General features: G+C 70.1%; 13 protein-coding genes. 6 read left to right on the forward strand and 7 right to left on the reverse strand.

Annotated features, from left to right (window positions below; all coding sequences use genetic code 11):
- Positions 1–3 precede the first annotated feature (3 nt).
- The 5 genes from AB0M62_RS12345 to AB0M62_RS12365 form a co-directional block, all read right to left on the reverse strand.
- The gene (locus AB0M62_RS12345) at positions 4–1074 is read right to left on the reverse strand and encodes an ABC transporter ATP-binding protein (protein ID WP_366074094.1); all 1071 of its coding nucleotides are present in this window, start codon (positions 1072–1074) and stop codon (positions 4–6) included.
- A 10-nt stretch (positions 1075–1084) separates the two neighbouring features.
- Positions 1085–2062: an ABC transporter permease gene (locus AB0M62_RS12350; RefSeq protein ID WP_366074095.1), complete on the reverse strand. Its 978-nt coding sequence runs from the start codon at positions 2060–2062 to the stop codon at positions 1085–1087.
- Positions 2063–2145: 83 nt separating this feature from the next.
- Positions 2146–3936, reverse strand: a complete 1791-nt coding sequence (locus AB0M62_RS12355; RefSeq protein ID WP_366074096.1) for an ABC transporter substrate-binding protein — start codon at positions 3934–3936, stop codon at positions 2146–2148.
- 48 nt (positions 3937–3984) lie between these two features.
- Positions 3985–5022, reverse strand: a complete 1038-nt coding sequence (locus AB0M62_RS12360; protein ID WP_366074097.1) for an ABC transporter permease — start codon at positions 5020–5022, stop codon at positions 3985–3987.
- Between the two features lie 376 nt (positions 5023–5398).
- Complete coding sequence (locus tag AB0M62_RS12365) at positions 5399–7552, reverse strand: alpha/beta fold hydrolase (protein ID WP_366074098.1); 2154 nt, start codon at positions 7550–7552, stop codon at positions 5399–5401.
- Between the two features lie 201 nt (positions 7553–7753).
- Between AB0M62_RS12365 and AB0M62_RS12370 the strand changes: the two genes are divergently transcribed.
- The 4 genes from AB0M62_RS12370 to AB0M62_RS12385 all read left to right on the forward strand — a co-directional run bounded on the left by AB0M62_RS12370 (position 7754) and on the right by AB0M62_RS12385 (position 11490).
- The gene (locus AB0M62_RS12370; RefSeq protein ID WP_254373580.1) at positions 7754–7948 is read left to right on the forward strand and encodes a hypothetical protein; all 195 of its coding nucleotides are present in this window, start codon (positions 7754–7756) and stop codon (positions 7946–7948) included.
- 24 nt (positions 7949–7972) lie between these two features.
- Positions 7973–8866, forward strand: coding sequence for an N-acetyl-1-D-myo-inositol-2-amino-2-deoxy-alpha-D-glucopyranoside deacetylase (gene mshB / locus AB0M62_RS12375; RefSeq protein WP_366074099.1), 894 nt, complete (start codon positions 7973–7975; stop codon positions 8864–8866).
- Positions 8863–9261 carry a DUF6113 family protein gene (locus tag AB0M62_RS12380; protein ID WP_366074100.1) on the forward strand — a complete coding sequence of 133 codons (399 nt, stop codon included), beginning with the start codon at positions 8863–8865 and terminating at the stop codon, positions 9259–9261. Before mshB ends, AB0M62_RS12380 begins: the two co-directional genes overlap by 4 nt.
- Before the next feature lie 165 nt (positions 9262–9426).
- Complete coding sequence (locus AB0M62_RS12385) at positions 9427–11490, forward strand: hypothetical protein (protein WP_366074101.1); 2064 nt, start codon at positions 9427–9429, stop codon at positions 11488–11490.
- Positions 11491–11517: 27 nt separating this feature from the next.
- Here the strand turns inward: AB0M62_RS12385 and AB0M62_RS12390 are convergent, their stop codons facing one another.
- Positions 11518–12354 (reverse strand): transglutaminase-like domain-containing protein, encoded by an 837-nt coding sequence (locus tag AB0M62_RS12390; RefSeq protein ID WP_366074103.1) that lies wholly within the window; start codon positions 12352–12354, stop codon positions 11518–11520.
- A gap of 31 nt (positions 12355–12385) precedes the next feature.
- Complete coding sequence (locus AB0M62_RS12395) at positions 12386–13399, reverse strand: GNAT family N-acetyltransferase (RefSeq protein WP_366074104.1); 1014 nt, start codon at positions 13397–13399, stop codon at positions 12386–12388.
- Positions 13400–13540: 141 nt separating this feature from the next.
- On the opposite strand from AB0M62_RS12395, the gene fdxA reads away from it, so the two are divergent.
- Both fdxA and AB0M62_RS12405 read left to right on the forward strand, forming a co-directional pair.
- A complete protein-coding gene (fdxA, locus tag AB0M62_RS12400) occupies positions 13541–13861 on the forward strand; it encodes a ferredoxin (RefSeq protein WP_366074105.1) in 321 nt (106 codons plus the stop codon).
- Positions 13862–13945: 84 nt separating this feature from the next.
- Positions 13946–15040, forward strand: coding sequence for a bifunctional succinyldiaminopimelate transaminase/glutamate-prephenate aminotransferase (locus tag AB0M62_RS12405; RefSeq protein ID WP_366074106.1), 1095 nt, complete (start codon positions 13946–13948; stop codon positions 15038–15040).
- The last annotated feature ends 5 nt before the right edge of the window (positions 15041–15045 follow it).

The raw sequence follows: 15045 nt of genomic DNA on the forward strand, positions 1-15045 counted from the left end.
GTGTCAATCTCCCTGGCCCAGACGGGGCTTGATCTGCTCGATGAAGAGCGTGCGCTTCTGGTCGGGTGTGAGGTGGCAGGCGGATCCCCGCCCCTCGGAGATCTCCGGGCGCTCGTCCGCACAGCGCGTCCCGCCGACGTCCGCGACCAGGCCGCAGCGCGGATGGAACGGGCAGCCGGGTGGTGGTGCGAGCAGGCTCGGCGGCGTGCCCGGGATCGGGGTGAGGGGTTCGCTCGTGTCCGAGGCCAGCCGCGGCATGGAGGTCAGCAGGCCCCAGGTGTACGGGTGCTGCGGCGCGCTCAGCACCTCACGCACCGCACCGCGCTCGACCGCCCGGCCGGCGTACATCACCAGCAGGTCGTCCGCCGTGTTGGCGACCACGCCCAGGTCGTGGGTGATGAGGATGATCGCCGAGCCGTACTCCTGCTGCAGATCTCGCAGCAGGTCGAGGATCTGCGCCTGCACGGTGACGTCGAGCGCGGTGGTCGGCTCGTCAGCGATCAGCAGTTCCGGATTGCAGACCAGGGCCATCGCGATCATCGCGCGCTGCCGCATACCCCCGCTGAACTGGTGCGGGTAGTCGTGCGCCCGCAGCTTCGGCTGCGGAATGCCGACTTTCTCCAGCATCTGCACCGCCCGCGACCAGGCCTCCTTCTTCGAAGCCCCGGTGTGCTTGCGGTACGGCTCGGAGATCTGCCGGCCGATCGTGTAGTACGGCGAGAGCGCCGTCAGCGCGTCCTGGAAGATCATGGCGACCTTGTTGCCGCGCAGCCGGCCGAGCGTCCGCTCGTCCGCCCCGGTCATCTCCTGGCCGTCGAGGACGATCTCGCCGCGGGTCCGCGTGCTGTGCGGGTCGTGCAGCCCCAGCACGGAGAGGCTGGTCACGGACTTTCCGGAGCCGGATTCTCCGACGATGCCCAGCGTACGGCCGCGCTCCACGTCGAAGGAGAGCCCGTCGACGGCTTTGACCGTGCCGTCCTCCGTCGAGAAATGGACGTACAGGTCGCGGACGGAGAGAAAGGCGCCGCCGCCGGGTGCGGGCGGGGCGCTCTCGGTCTTGGTCAGGATGGTCACTCCCGTACTCCTAAGCCAGACGCACGCGCGGGTCGAGCAGGGCATACACGGCGTCCACGACGATGTTGAAGAAGACGATCGCCGTGGCGCTGACCAACATCACGCCCATCAGCATCGGCAGGTCGGTGAGCTGTACGGATTCGACGGCGAGGCGGCCGATGCCGTGCAGCGTGAACGTGTACTCGGTGATCATGGCGCCGCCGAAGAGCGATCCCAGGTCCATGCCGAAGATGGTGATGACCGGGGCGACCGCGCCGCGCATCGCGTAGCGGAAGAAGACCGTACGGCGGGCCATGCCCTTGGCCTGCGCCGCCCTGACGTGCTCCTCCTGAAGCTGCTCGACCATCAGGGAGCGGGTCAGACGGCTGTAGTTGGCGATGAAGATCATGGAGAGGACGAGCCAGGGGAGCAGCATGCCCGCGAACCACTTGCCCGGATTCTCGGTGAAGGAGTGGTAGGCGGGCTGGTCCATGATCCCGAGATTGCTGACGAAGAGGGCGAGACAGAGCACACCGACGAAGTAGATCTGCATCGACGAGCCGAGCAGCGAGAGTGAGCTGAAGAGCTTGTCGAGCCAGGTGCCGCGGCGGGCGGCGGCGAGCAGGCCGATACCGACGCCGACGGTCAGAAAGACGGCCGCGCCGCCGATCGCGAGCGAGAGGGTGGTCGGGAAGCGGTCGACGATCGTGGCCCAGACCGGCTCCTGGCTGACGAAGGAGTAGCCGAAGCACGGTGCGTCGCAGTGCCCGACGGCGAAGTCCCGGCCCGCGAAGATCCCCACCATGAAGTTCCAGTACTGCACCGGCACCGGCCGGTCGAGGCCGAGGTTCTCATTGATGATTCTGAGCGCCGCGGGGTCGCAGTTCTTTCCGCAGGCGAGCCGCGCGGGTTCGGCGGGCAGCGCGAAGAAGAGGAAGAAGGTGACCGCGCTGATCACCAGCAGGATCACGAGGGCGCCGAGAGTTCGGCGGGTGAGGAATCTCAGCATGGGTCCGCGGTCTTCCGGGAGGGGCCCCCGCCCGGCCCGGCTCGAGAGGGCCGGGCGGGGACCTGCTGGGTTTTTCCGGCGCGCTACTTCACAAAGACCGCGGTCGGGTCCACTGCGCCGTACGGCTCGTGCCACTTCACACCGCCGAGGCCGGAGCCCCAGAGCGTGTACAGCCGGTTGAAGAAGAGGGGCACCTGCGGCACCTCGTCGGTGAGGATCTTCTCGGAGACCTTCACCCACTCGTCGCCTGCCTGGTCGATGTCGCCGATCTTCTCCACGCGCGCGATCTCGGCGTTGACGGTCTTCGAGTTCAGGTGCGAGTAGTTCGCCGAGTCGTCGTAGACGTTCTTGCCGTCGTACAGCGGCGGAACGACCGTCGACGCGGATGGCCAGTCGGCACCCCACGAGGAGCGGTAGGCGTCGAACAGGTTCTTCACCTTGCCGATCTGCGTGTAGTACGTGGAGGAGTCGATCTCCTTCTTCTCCACCTGGAAGCCGGCCTTCTCCAGCGCCCGTTCCACGACCACCGCGGCGTTCTGCGCGGGCCCGGTGTTGGCGTACGCGTAGACGATCGTCCTGCCTTCCGCGCCCGCCTCCTTCAGCAGCGCCTTCGCCTTCTCCGGATTGCCCGCCGGGTACTTCTTCTTCCCGAAGGGGTCGAAGTCCTTGTAACCCTTGAGCGTCGGGCCGACCAGCGATCCGGCGACCTCACCGGCCTTCGGACCGCCGTACTGCTGGAGGACCTGCCCGGACGGCCAGGCCCAGGCCAGCGCCTCACGGATCCGCTTGTCCTTGATCCGGTCCATGTTGAAGCTGACGACGTCGACGTACGGCTGGGTCCTGGTGAACGTGCGCGGCGTCGCCCCCTTGTTCGCCAGGACCGTGGAGATCTGTGACGGGTCGACGGCGTTGGTCCAGGTCATGCCGGTCCTGTCCGCGCCCTTGTCGGCGAGGAGGCGGCGGGTGGAGTCGACCCACTGGTGCCCGAACGACACCTGGAAACTGTCGACGTACTGATGGCGCACAGCGTCCGTCCTGGGGTCCCAGTTCTCGTTCTTGACGAACTCGACGCTCTTGCCCGGCTTGAAGTTCTGCACCTTGTACGGGCCGGAGGCGAGCGGGGCCTTGTCGTACTTCTCCTTGGTGTCCTTGGCCGCCGGTACAGCCGTGATGTTCGGCATGGCGACCGCGAACGGCACCTCGGCGCGCGGCTGGCCGAACTTCAGCACGATCGTCTTGTCGTCCGGCGTCGCGAGCACGCTGTCCGGCAGGTGCTTTCCGCCGTACGGGCCGTCGGGCAGTGCCTTGCGGTACTCCTGGCCGGCCCCGGACAGCCATTGCTGGAGGTAGGTCGGGCCGTTGGTCTGGTACTTCGCGTACAGACGCTCGATCCCGTGCCGGACGTCCTTCGAGGTGATCGGCGTGCCGTCCTCGAACTTCAGGCCGTCCTTCAGGGTGTACGTCCAGGTCCTGCCGCCGTCGGACGGCTTGCCGGTGTCCGTGGCGAGGTCGCCGACCAGCGTCACCTTCCCGGTCTTGTCGTCGACCTTGTAGGTGGTGAGCGTGCGGTTGTAGAGCGTCTGCATGATCAGCTCATCGCTGACATAGATCTGGCCCGGGTCGAGGTGCTCGAAGGCGTCGCGCTGCAGGACACTGACCGTGCCCCCCGGCTTGGCGCCGGCCAGGTCGGGTGCGGGGCCGGTGGAGTCGGCCGCGGTCCCGATGGTGATCGACTGCTGCTCGAGCTTCGGCTCCTTGCTCTGTTCGTCCTTGCCGTCGCCACCGCCGCCACTGCTGCACGCGGAGAGCGCGAGCGCACCCCCGGCCACGGCAATCACGGAAATCCGTACTCTGCGCAGAATGTTGGACGTCATGGTTGTGAATGCACCTGCCTCGTCGGACGGAACACTTCTGGCCCTGCGTCAACGTCTGGTCTTCGGGTCGATGGCGTCCCGGACCGAGTCCCCGAGCAGGTTGAAGGCGACCACGAAGATCACCATGGCGATGCCGGGGAAGAACATGTACGTGATGTCGCCCTCGTAGAAGTCGGCGCCGTTCGCGAACATCCGCCCCCAGTCGGGGGTCGGCTCCACCAGACCGACGCCGAGGAAGGACAGACCGGCCTCCAGCGTCACGAAGTTCGGCAGCATCAGCGTGGACTGCACGAGGATCGGGGTGGTGAGGTTGGGCAGCAGCTCCTTTCTGATGATCCGCCACGGCGGTGCGCCGGTGACCTTGGCGGCTTCGATGAACTCCCGTTCCCGGAGGCCGAGAACCTGGGCCCGCAGCAGCCGGGCCAGGGTCATCCAGCCGAGCAGCCACAGCACCATGACCAGCGCCGTGACCCGGAAGTAGGTCGGCGTCTCCTTCTGCGGGCTTACGAAGAGAGCGGTGACCACCGGCATGAAGGCGACGAAGAAGAGCTGCTGCGGGAAGGAGAGCAGCAGGTCGATGAAGCGGCCCAGGAAGTAGTCGGTACGGCCGCCCAGATAGCCGGCCGTCACACCGATGATGATTCCGGTGAGCGTCGACAGCACCGTGGCGGCCAGGCCGATCAGCAGCGAGGTGCGGATTCCGTACACCAGCTGCATCAGGACGTCGCGGCCGAGTTTGGGCTCGATGCCGAACCAGAACTCGCCGTCGATACCGCCGTTCGGCTTCATCGGGTAGCTGGTGACCGGATCCAGCAGCTCCGGGCGGTCCAGGCCGTAGGTCGTGTACGGATCCTTTCCGTACAGCCAGCCGATCAACGGTGCCAGGGCCGCCACGAGGAAGAAGAACAGCACGACGTACGCGGAGATCACGCCGGTACGGTCGCGCCTGAAACGGAGCCAGGCCAGCTGCCCGGGGGACCTCCCGGCGAGCTGCTCGGAATACTTGCCGACCGGACCCGACGAGGTGTCAGGAACAGCGGAGGTGGCGTCGACTCCCTGTGCTGCGGCCTGAGACGGACTCGTCATCGCTACTCGCGCCCCCGAAGATCACGGTTCCCGGAGCCCGCCGCCGGCCTCCGTGAATGCCGCGGGATGAGCGGACTGTGGCAATGGAGGTCTACGCCAGTCAAGAGCCCGGCAGGGGAAGACGCCCCGCTGGGTGACATCTTGAGCGAAGGTTGTGCAGATCGACGTGACGTCGTGCTTGACAGCGCTTTCTGTGTGACGACATAGACCTATAAATGCCCATCAACTTCGTTAACACGCAGGCAACTCGGCTGTCGCAGCTCCGATATACGAACGCGTCAGTCTGGACAGCGTACGGCCGTGCGGGTGCCGTAGGCCGGCCGGGGCACACCATGTGTCCCGGCCGGTCGCCCGGCCCTCGGGGTCCGGTGGCGGGTCAGTGCGCCAGTGACCGCTTGAGGAAGTCCACTTGGAGCAGGAGCAGGTTCTCGGCGACTTCTTCCTGCGGTGTCATATGGGTGACACCCGTCAGCGGAAGCACCTCATGGGGGCGGCCCGAGGCGAGCAGGGCCGAGGAGAGCCGCAGTGTGTGGGCCATCACCACATTGTCATCGGCCAGACCATGGATGATCATCAGCGGTCGGGTCGCGTCCGCCGCAGCGGAGAGCCGGCCGTCCCCGGCGAGCAGCGAGCTCGCGTCGTACACCTCGGGCCGCTCGCCCGGTTCGCCGAGATACCGCTCGGTGTAGTGAGTGTCGTACAGCCGCCAGTCGGTGACCGGGGCGCCCGCGACCGCGGCGTGGAAGACGTCCGGACGGCGCAGTACGGCGAGCGCGGCCAGATAGCCGCCGTACGACCAGCCGCGGATCGCGACCCTGTCGAGGTCCAGCGGGAAGTGGCCGGCGAGGCCGTGGAGTGCCTCGATCTGGTCGTCGAGGCTCAGCGTGAAGTTGTCCTTGATCGCCTTCTCCCAGGCGGGCGAGCGGCCCGGAGAACCCCGCCCGTCGGCCACGACCACCGCGAAACCCTGGTCGGCGAACCACTGGGAGGTGAGATGCGGGTTGTGCGCGGCGACGACCCGCTGGCCGTGCGGTCCTCCGTACGGGTCCAGCAGTACCGGCAGTAGTCCGTCCGCGTCCGTGTACTGCGTGGGGAGCAGCACGGCGCACGGAATCCGCCGTGCGCCCCCCTCAGTGAGCTTCACACCTGCCCGCAGTGCCGGTTCTTCCGCGTACGAGGCGACGACCGCGACCTGCCTGCCCTCGCGCAGCACCTGAACGACCGCGCCGCTGTGCGCTGTTGACGCCGACGCCAGAACGGTCACCGGCCCGGAGCGCACCGCCGTATGGACCCCGGCCGCGACGGACACACGCTCGATACCGAGCTCGTTGACCCGGTACACATGGATCTCACCGGTCTCCGGTGCCTCTGCCCGCTCGCCCGCCGACGCCGAGACGAGCACGTCCGAGGCCCCGATGTCCAGGACCGCCCGCACATGCAGCTGCGGCCCGGTCAGCGGCCGGTCGCCCACCGCGAGCACCCGCGCCCCGCCCTCGTCGGCGATCCGGACGAGCCGGCCGTCCGGCGCCCACGCGGGCACCCCGGAACTCAGCTCCAGCCATGCCGGATCCTCGTCGGCGTGTACCAGCCGCGTCGCGCCGGTCTCCGTGTCCACCGCCAGATAGCGCTGGCTGCGCTGGTCGCGGGACTGCACCAGCAGCAGTGGCGCGCCCGCGGCCGACCAGTGCACGCGCGCGAGGTAGGGGTGACGGGCCCGGTCCCACACCACCTCCGTACGGCTGCCCTCCAGCCCGAACAGGAACAGCCGCACCTCCGCGTTGGCGGTACCCGCCGCGGGATAGGCGACCTGCTCCGGCGCCCGCTCCGGGAACGCCGGGTTCGAGATCCACCAGCGCTGTACGGCGGCGTCGTCGACCCGGGACACCAGCAGACGGTCGGACTCCGGCGACCACCAGAACCCCCGCGAACGGCCCATCTCCTCAGCGGCGATGAACTCCGCAAGACCGTACGAGACGGTGGCGCTCTCCGGCTCGGCGAGCGCTCGGTCGGCCCCGCCGGCACCGGCTCCGGCGCCGCTGTCGCCGGACTCCGCCGCGGTCACCCGCAGCGCGCCCTTCGCCACGTACGCGACGTACCGGCCGTCCGGTGACGGGCGCGGGTCGATGACCGGGCCGGGCACGGGCAGTGCACGCGCGGTGCCTGCCCGGAGTTCGGCGGTGAACAGCCGTCCGGACAGCGCGAACGCCGCCAACTCCGCCGCCTCGTCCACCGCATAGCCGACGATGCCCGCGGATCCCTCGCGGCTGCGCTCGCGCCGGGCCCGCTCCTCGGCGGACAGCTGTTCGTCCGCGCCGCCCAGCAGTACCGCGGGATCGGCGGCCACGCGCTCCCGCCCGCCGTCCGCGAGATCGAGCACCCAGAGCAGATTCGCCCGATCGGTACCGGAGGCGGAGCGCAGGAAGACGACCCGCTCGCTGTCCGGCGAGACAGTGAACGCGCGTGGGGCGCCCAGGGTGAACCGCTGAGTCCTGGCGTACTGGCGGGGAAACGAGAGCTCTCCGGAGGTCATGATCCGACCCTATGGGCTCTCCCGCGGGCTGTCCCGGAGCCATGCGCCCCTCGTGCTGCCGTGCACCGAACAATGCGTTGGTACGGATAGTTATGATCCGTAGCGCAAGGTGGGTAAGAACCTCCTGGCACATGCAGGCTGCCCATGAACCTGCCCATGAACGCTGCCCTGAAGGCCGTCCGGATATGGAGGTGAACCGCCGTGGCACTCTCGATTTCGGCGGTGGTGCTGCTGGCGATCGTCGTCTTCCTGCTGGTCCGGAAAGCCGGGCTGAAGGCCGGACACGCGCTGGTCTGCATGCTGCTGGGGTTCTATCTCGCCAGCTCCTCCGTGGCGCCCACCATCAGCGAACTGACCACGAACGTCGCCGGGATGATCGGGGGCATCAAGTTCTAGCCGCATGCTCGTAGGCTGTCCCGCATGACGGACCTTCCCGCCCGTCGTCTGCTTCTGGTGCACGCGCACCCCGACGACGAGTCGATCAACAACGGCGCCACGATGGCCAAGTACGCGAACGAGGGCGCCCAGGTCACCCTGGTGACCTGCACCCTGGGCGAGGAGGGCGAGGTCATCCCGCCCGACCTCGCGCAGCTGGCCGCCGACCGCGACGACACCCTGGGCGCCCACCGCATCGGTGAACTGGCCGCCGCGATGGAGGAGCTGGGCGTCACCGACCACTCCTTCCTCGGCGGCCCCGGCCGCTTCCGTGACTCCGGAATGATGGGCGTTCCGCAGAACCACCGCGAAGGCGCCTTCTGGAACGCGGACGTGGACGAGGCGGCGGCGTACCTCGTCGACGTGATCCGCAGACGCCGGCCCCAGGTGCTCGTGACGTACGACCCGAACGGCGGCTACGGGCACCCCGACCACATCCAGGCCCATCGCGTGGCCATGCGTGCCGCGGAGCTGGCCGCCGAGCCGGCCTACCGCCGGGACCTCGGCGCACCGCACACGATCGCGAAGACCTACTGGAACAGGGTGCCGCGTTCGGTCGTCGAGGCCGGCTTCGCCCGGCTGCGCGCGGCGGGCAAGGACATTCCCTTCCCCGGGATCGCCTCGGCGGACGATGTGCCCGGCGTGGTGGACGACGAGCAGATCACCGCGGAGATCGACGGCGCGGCGTACGCGGAGGCCAAGGCGGCCGCGATGCGCGCCCACGCCACCCAGATCGCGGTGGACGGCCCGTTCTTCGCGCTCTCGAACGACCTGGGGCAGCCACTCTTCGCCGCCGAGTACTACGAGTTGGCCGTCGGCCGTCCCGGCGCCCCGGCCGGCGAGCGTGAGAGCGATCTGTTCGCCGGAGTGGTCCGGTGACGCCGCCCGCCTCGTCGGCATCCGCCTTCAACCCTGCCCGAATCGCGCTGTATCTGCTGCTTGTGATGATCGGAGTGGCGGTCGGCGTGGCGGGGGCACTCGTCCAGGGAGCCTGGTTTCCCGGCGGGTTGCTGCTCGTCCTGCTGGCGACCACCGCCTTCTTCTACGCGGGGCGGCGTGCCGCGGGCGGCCCCGCAGGGGTGCTGGCGGGCGCCGCGGGCTGGATGCTGTCGTTTCTGCTGCTCTCGGCCACGCGTCCGGAGGGCGACTTCATCTTTGCCGCAGGGCTGGGTACGTATGCCTTCCTGCTGGGCGGAATCGTCGCCGCTGTGATGTGCGCCACCCTGCAGCGTCTTTCGGAACCACCGGTTCCGGACGCCCGACTTGGCAAGTGACGTGCCACTTCAGCTGTCGAAAACAGCACGCCCGCACGGCTGTCGGAAGCCTCCTTCCGACGGTCGCCCGGTGCGTGTCGGCAGCGGCCAGTATGGTGGTGCGCGCCGCCGAGCTGCCCGCGCACGGACAAAGACGGGCGGCGGAGCCAACCGGGAGAACCTGCCTTGAGTCGTGAAACTGACAGTTCGTCCTCCGGGCCCCAGGGGCGCGGTGGAGCCGCCTACCCCTCGGGTACGCCGCCGTACGGAACCCGCCAGTATCCGTCGCTGCACCCGTCGGGACCGGACGCGCCGGAAGAGAGAGCCGAAGCGCCCGCTCAGCCGCAGCCCGAGGAGAAGAAGACCGAGACCACGCTGACCACCCGGATCCGGATCAACATCCCGGGTTCGCGGCCGATCCCGCCCGTGGTGATGCGGACGCCCATGGCGGACTCGGACGCGACGGCGGCGGGCAGGGCCGGTGAGCGCACTGGTAGTACCAAGCTGCCCGAGGCCGGAGCGGAGCCCGCGGCCCCTCAGCAGGAGGAAGCTCCGGCAGAGGAGCCGCAGCCCGAGGAGAGGGCGAGCGCCTGGTTCGCCCCCCGGAAGTCGGCGCCCGGGCCAACCGTCCCCGCCCCGGCCTCCCGTACGAACGTTGCGGGACAGGCCGGAGCGGCGGGCGCGCATGCCCCGGCCGGACCGGCGGGCGCGCAGGCTCCCGCTGCGCCAGGGGGCAGTGGCGCTGCCCGTCCCGACCTTCCCTACTTCTCGGACGCCGCCCAGCAGGGCGGCCAGGGTGGCCCGACCGGCCAGAACGGCCAGGCTGCGCAGAACCGGCAAGCCGGGCCGCCGGGAGCGGGGACCGCCCCGCGCCCCGCGGGCAGCGGCTTCGCGCCGCCGCCGGGCGCACCGCGGCCGGGTCTCCGGCCGCCCGGTGCCGCCGCCGGTCCCGCCGGGCCGACCGCCGGACCCGCCACGGGCGACATGCCGCTGCTCCCGCCCGCCTTCCGCCAGGGCGGCGACGTCCCGGCCGGCCCGCCGCGGATGAGCGACGACACCGCCGTACTCACCCCGCAGCGGCCCGCGCCCACGCCGCCCGACCACGGCCATGTCTCCGGTGACACGCTGACCAGCGGCATCCCCGCGGTACCGCCGTCCCATCACTCGCCGTTCGCTCCGCCGACTCACACCGGCGGCCCGCGTCCCGACCTGGCACCGCTCGACGGGCCGCCGACCGGAGCGCGGTCCGACCTCGCTCCGGCCCCGGCGCCGGCCCCCGAGCCGCGTGCGTCCGCACCGGTGAAGAAGGGCCGGTCCAAGCTGGTGCTCGCCGGAGTCGGCGCCTTCGGGCTGCTCGGCATCGCGTACGGCGCGGGCCTGCTGCTCAATCACTCCGAAGTCCCCAAGGGCACCACGGTGCTCGGCGTCGACATCGGCGGAGGCACGAAGGAGGAGGCGGTCGGCAAGCTCGACGCCGCGTTCGGCAAGCGCGCCACCGCTTCGATGCAACTGACGGTCGGCGGCGACCAGGTGGAACTCAAGCCGGACAAGGCCGGGCTCTCGCTGGACAGCCAGGAGACCGTAAGGGCCGCCGCGGGCAGCGACTACAACCCGGTCTCGGTGATCAGCTCGCTCTTCGGTGGCGAGCGCGTCGCCCAACCGGTGATCCCGGTCGACGCCGAGAAGCTGGAGGTCGCCCTGACCGACCTGGCCGGCGTCTCCGGATCCGCCGCCGAGGGCACGATCAGGTTCGAGCCGGGCAAAGCCGTCGCCGTACCGGGCAAGTCGGGCCAGTCGCTGGACGTCAGCCGCTCGATGATCTCGGTGAAGGACGCGTACCGCGCTCAGGTCGCGACCGGCAGGTCCGGCCCGGTCGAACTGCCCGTCAGCACCAAGGAGCCGACGATCGGCAAGGCCGAGCTCGACCGGGCGATGCGTGACTTCGCGCAGCCCGCGATGTCCGGGCTGGTCACGGTGTCGGCGGGCGGGAACTCCATCCAGTTCGGCCCGACCAAGTCGCTGCCGAAGTTCCTCGGGATGAAGGCCGTCGACGGCAAGCTCGTCGAGACCTACAACCTCGAAGAGCTGAAGAAGCTGTACGGGAGTGTCTTCGACGGGGTCCTCATCCAGCGTGGCAACGGCGACAAGACCGCCGTCACTCCGCAGGACGTCGCCGGCGTGCTGGGCAAGGTCCTGCGCGGCAAGACGCCCGCGGAACGCACCGGCGTGATCGAGACGAACGCCGACTAGGGTCTCTCGTTCGGATCGGCCCGGAGGTCAGTTCAGCCTCGCCCGGGCCGCCCGGGCCCGGCCGCGGACGGTTTCCGCCGTGGCCGGGTCCACCGCGGCCACCACCTCCGCGTACGCGTCGAGCTCCGCCGCACCGGTCAGGAACTCGCCGCGCTGGACGAGAAGCTGGGCGCGGTCGTAGCGCAGCCTGGCCGGATGCGCGGGAAGCAGTAGCGCCAGGTCCACTGCCCACAGTTGTACGTCGGAGCGTTCCGGACGGGTCGCCGCCCAGGCCCGGATGTTGTTCAGGATCCGCAGCAGGATCTCCAGCGGTTCGGCCGGGACCAGCATCGCCGGGTCCAGCGGGGCGCCAGTCGCGCCGGCGACCAGCAGGTCCGTGTCCGCGTCCGTCAGCAGCCGGCCCCCGGCGAACGGGTCGGCCAGCACCTGGTCCGATGCCGCCGGGTCGCCGAAGCCGATCACGAAATGCCCGGGCAGGGCGACCCCGTACACCGGGGCGCCCGCCCGGCGGGCCACCTCCATCCATACGACCGACAGCAGGATCGGCAGACCGCGACGGCGCCGCAGCACCTCGTGGAGGAGCGACGACTCCAGCCGCTGGTAGTCGGCCGGGGAGCCCCGGAAGCCACAGCGCACGCCCAGCAGCTCGGCGAGCGCCGCGGCCCAGGCCCGCGGGGCGCCGGGGGCGAAGGGAAGCAGCCCTGTGAGCCGGTCCAGTTCGATCTGGGCCTCGTCGATCCCACGCTCGCCGAGCGCGGGATCGGCCTCCGCAGCCACCAGCAGGCACAGCAGCGCGAGGTCGGGCCGCTCGGCGCGGGCCTCGGCCGCGAACTGATCCCGTCGGCCGCCGGATTCCTCGTGCATACGAACTCTGTACCCGTCCAGGCGACCCGGTCTACGGGGACCGGAAGTGGTGGTAGTGGTGGTGCGTGGCGAAGCCCATGCCGTCGTACAGGGCTCGCGCACCGGCGTTGTCCGACTCGACCTGGAGCCACGACGCGGAAGCGCCCTCCTCCAGGGCCCGCCGGGCGAGGGCGGCCATCACGGCAGAGGCCAGCCCCTGCCGCCGGTACTCGGGGGCCACCTCCACAGCCATGAATCCCGCCCAGCGGCCGTCGACGACGCAGCGGCCGATGGCGGCCGACGACTCGCCGGTACCGCGCGGCACGCTCGCGAACCACACCGAGGGACCATTGGCGATCACCTTACGGCCGGCTGCCTTCATGTCCGACGCGCCGTGGTCCCTGGCTCGCTGGTACCGCGCGAGCCAGGCGTCGTCGGCGACCCGCAGGAGCCGGACCCCGGAAGCGTCAGCGTCGAGGTCGCCGATCGGGGCGAGAGCGGCGATCCTCAGCTCGGCCGAGACCTCGCGCATCCAGCCGCGTTGCTCCAGCTCCGCACAGAGCCGCTCCTGAGTGCCTTCCGCCCCGGTGGCCGTCTGGATGTACGCCGGGAGTCCCCGTGCGCCGTACCACCGGGTCACGTGCGCCAGCGCCTCGTCGAGCGGCAGTCCCGGGTCGCCGAGCGGCAGCACCGAGTTCGCCCGACGGGTGAAGCCGGACGCGGCCCGCAGCAGCCAGTCGCCGAGCCTTTCGCTCTCGACGGGCGGCCAGGCGCGGGCTGCCACCGGCGCGAGCTCCTCGAAGCTCGCCGCGGGACCCCGTCGTCGGGCCGGCGCGGCGGGCACCACTTTGCCCGCGACCAGCGCGGATTCCGCGATAGGGACGGTCTCACCCGTCCGGAGGGTGATCAGCAGCACACCCGCGTTCCATGATGTGAGAACACCAACCGTGTCGGTGAACTTCTCCGCTGCCTTCCGATCACCGGTCAAGCACCGCACCGATACGCGTTTGCCCACGTCAGCATGGGTGATACGCACCTCAAGCCGTCCACCGGCAGTGATTTCCACAGCTCTGTCAGCCCCTCCTGTTCGGATCGTGCCCGGGAACGGAGATACTAGGGGCGGGCATCGACGACGCCGCGCTCCCGCGCGCCACGTGGACGGAGCCGCAGATCGGCCCGCCGCGCCCTACCGAGGAGGAACGACAGCGTGACATACGTCATCGCGCAGCCTTGTGTCGACGTCAAGGACAAGGCGTGCATCGAGGAGTGCCCGGTCGACTGCATCTACGAGGGCCTGCGGTCCTTGTACATCCACCCGGACGAATGCGTCGACTGTGGAGCCTGTGAGCCGGTCTGCCCGGTCGAGGCGATCTTCTACGAGGACGACACTCCTGAAGAGTGGAAGGACTACTACAAGGCGAACGTCGAGTTCTTCGACGAGCTCGGCTCGCCCGGTGGTGCTTCCAAGCTCGGTCTGATCGAGCGTGACCACCCCTTCATCGCCGCGCTGCCGCCGCAGAACGGCTGATTGCGCGTCCTCGGTCCCGTACGGCACCTTCCGCCGTACGGGACCGTGGTGTTTGCTCACGTACGTACGAAAAAGGGAAGCACCTTGTCCGCAGTCTCCTCCCGCCTGCCCGTTTTCCCGTGGGACAAGCTCGAGCCCTACAAGGCGACGGCCGCCGCCCATCCGGACGGCATCGTGGACCTGTCCGTCGGCACGCCCGTCGACCCGGTGCCCGAGCTGATCCAGCGGGCACTCGTCGCAGCCGCCGACTCGCCGGGCTATCCGACGGTGTGGGGGACCACGGAGCTGCGTGACGCGCTCACCGGCTGGGTGGAGCGGCGACTGGGGGCCCTCTCCGTCGAGCATGCCAACGTCCTGCCAGTGGTCGGCTCGAAGGAGCTGGTGGCCTGGCTGCCGACGCAGCTCGGCCTGGGGGCGGGCGACAGGGTCGCCTACCCCCGGCTCGCCTACCCGACGTACGAGGTCGGCGCGCGACTGGCCGGCGCCGAGCCCGTCGTGTACGACGATCCGACCGAGCTGGACCCGGCGGGCCTGAAGCTGCTCTGGCTCAACTCGCCGTCGAACCCGACCGGCCGGGTCCTCGGCAAGGACGAGCTGACCCGTGTCGTGGCCTGGGCGCGCGAGCACGGCGTCCTCGTCTTCAGCGACGAGTGCTACCTGGAGCTCGGCTGGGAGGCCGAGCCCGTCTCCGTACTGCATCCGGACGTCTGCGGTGGTTCCTACGACGGGCTCGTCGCCGTCCACTCGCTCTCCAAGCGCTCCAACCTGGCCGGCTACCGCGCGGCGTTCCTGGCGGGCGACGCCGCGGTGCTGCGCGAACTCCTCCTCATCCGCAAGCACGGCGGGATGATGACGCCCGGCCCGGTACAGGCGGCCACGGTCGCGGCGCTCGGCGACGACGCGCATGTCGCGGAGCAGCGGACCCGGTACGCCGCTCGCCGCACCGCCCTGCGCACCGCCCTGGAGGCGCACGGCTTCCGGATCGAGCACAGCGAGGCGAGCCTGTACCTGTGGGCGACGCGGGACGAGCCGTGCTGGCAGACGGTGGCCTACCTGGCGGAGCTCGGCATCCTGGTCGCGCCGGGCGACTTCTACGGCGAGGCCGGGGAGCGTTTTGTGCGGGTCGCCTTCACGGCCACCGACGAGCGCGTGGCGGCGGCGGTCAAGCGCCTCGGCTGATCACG

The sequence above is a fragment of the Streptomyces sp. NPDC051219 genome, assembly GCF_040682335.1.
Taxonomy (GTDB): domain Bacteria; phylum Actinomycetota; class Actinomycetes; order Streptomycetales; family Streptomycetaceae; genus Streptomyces.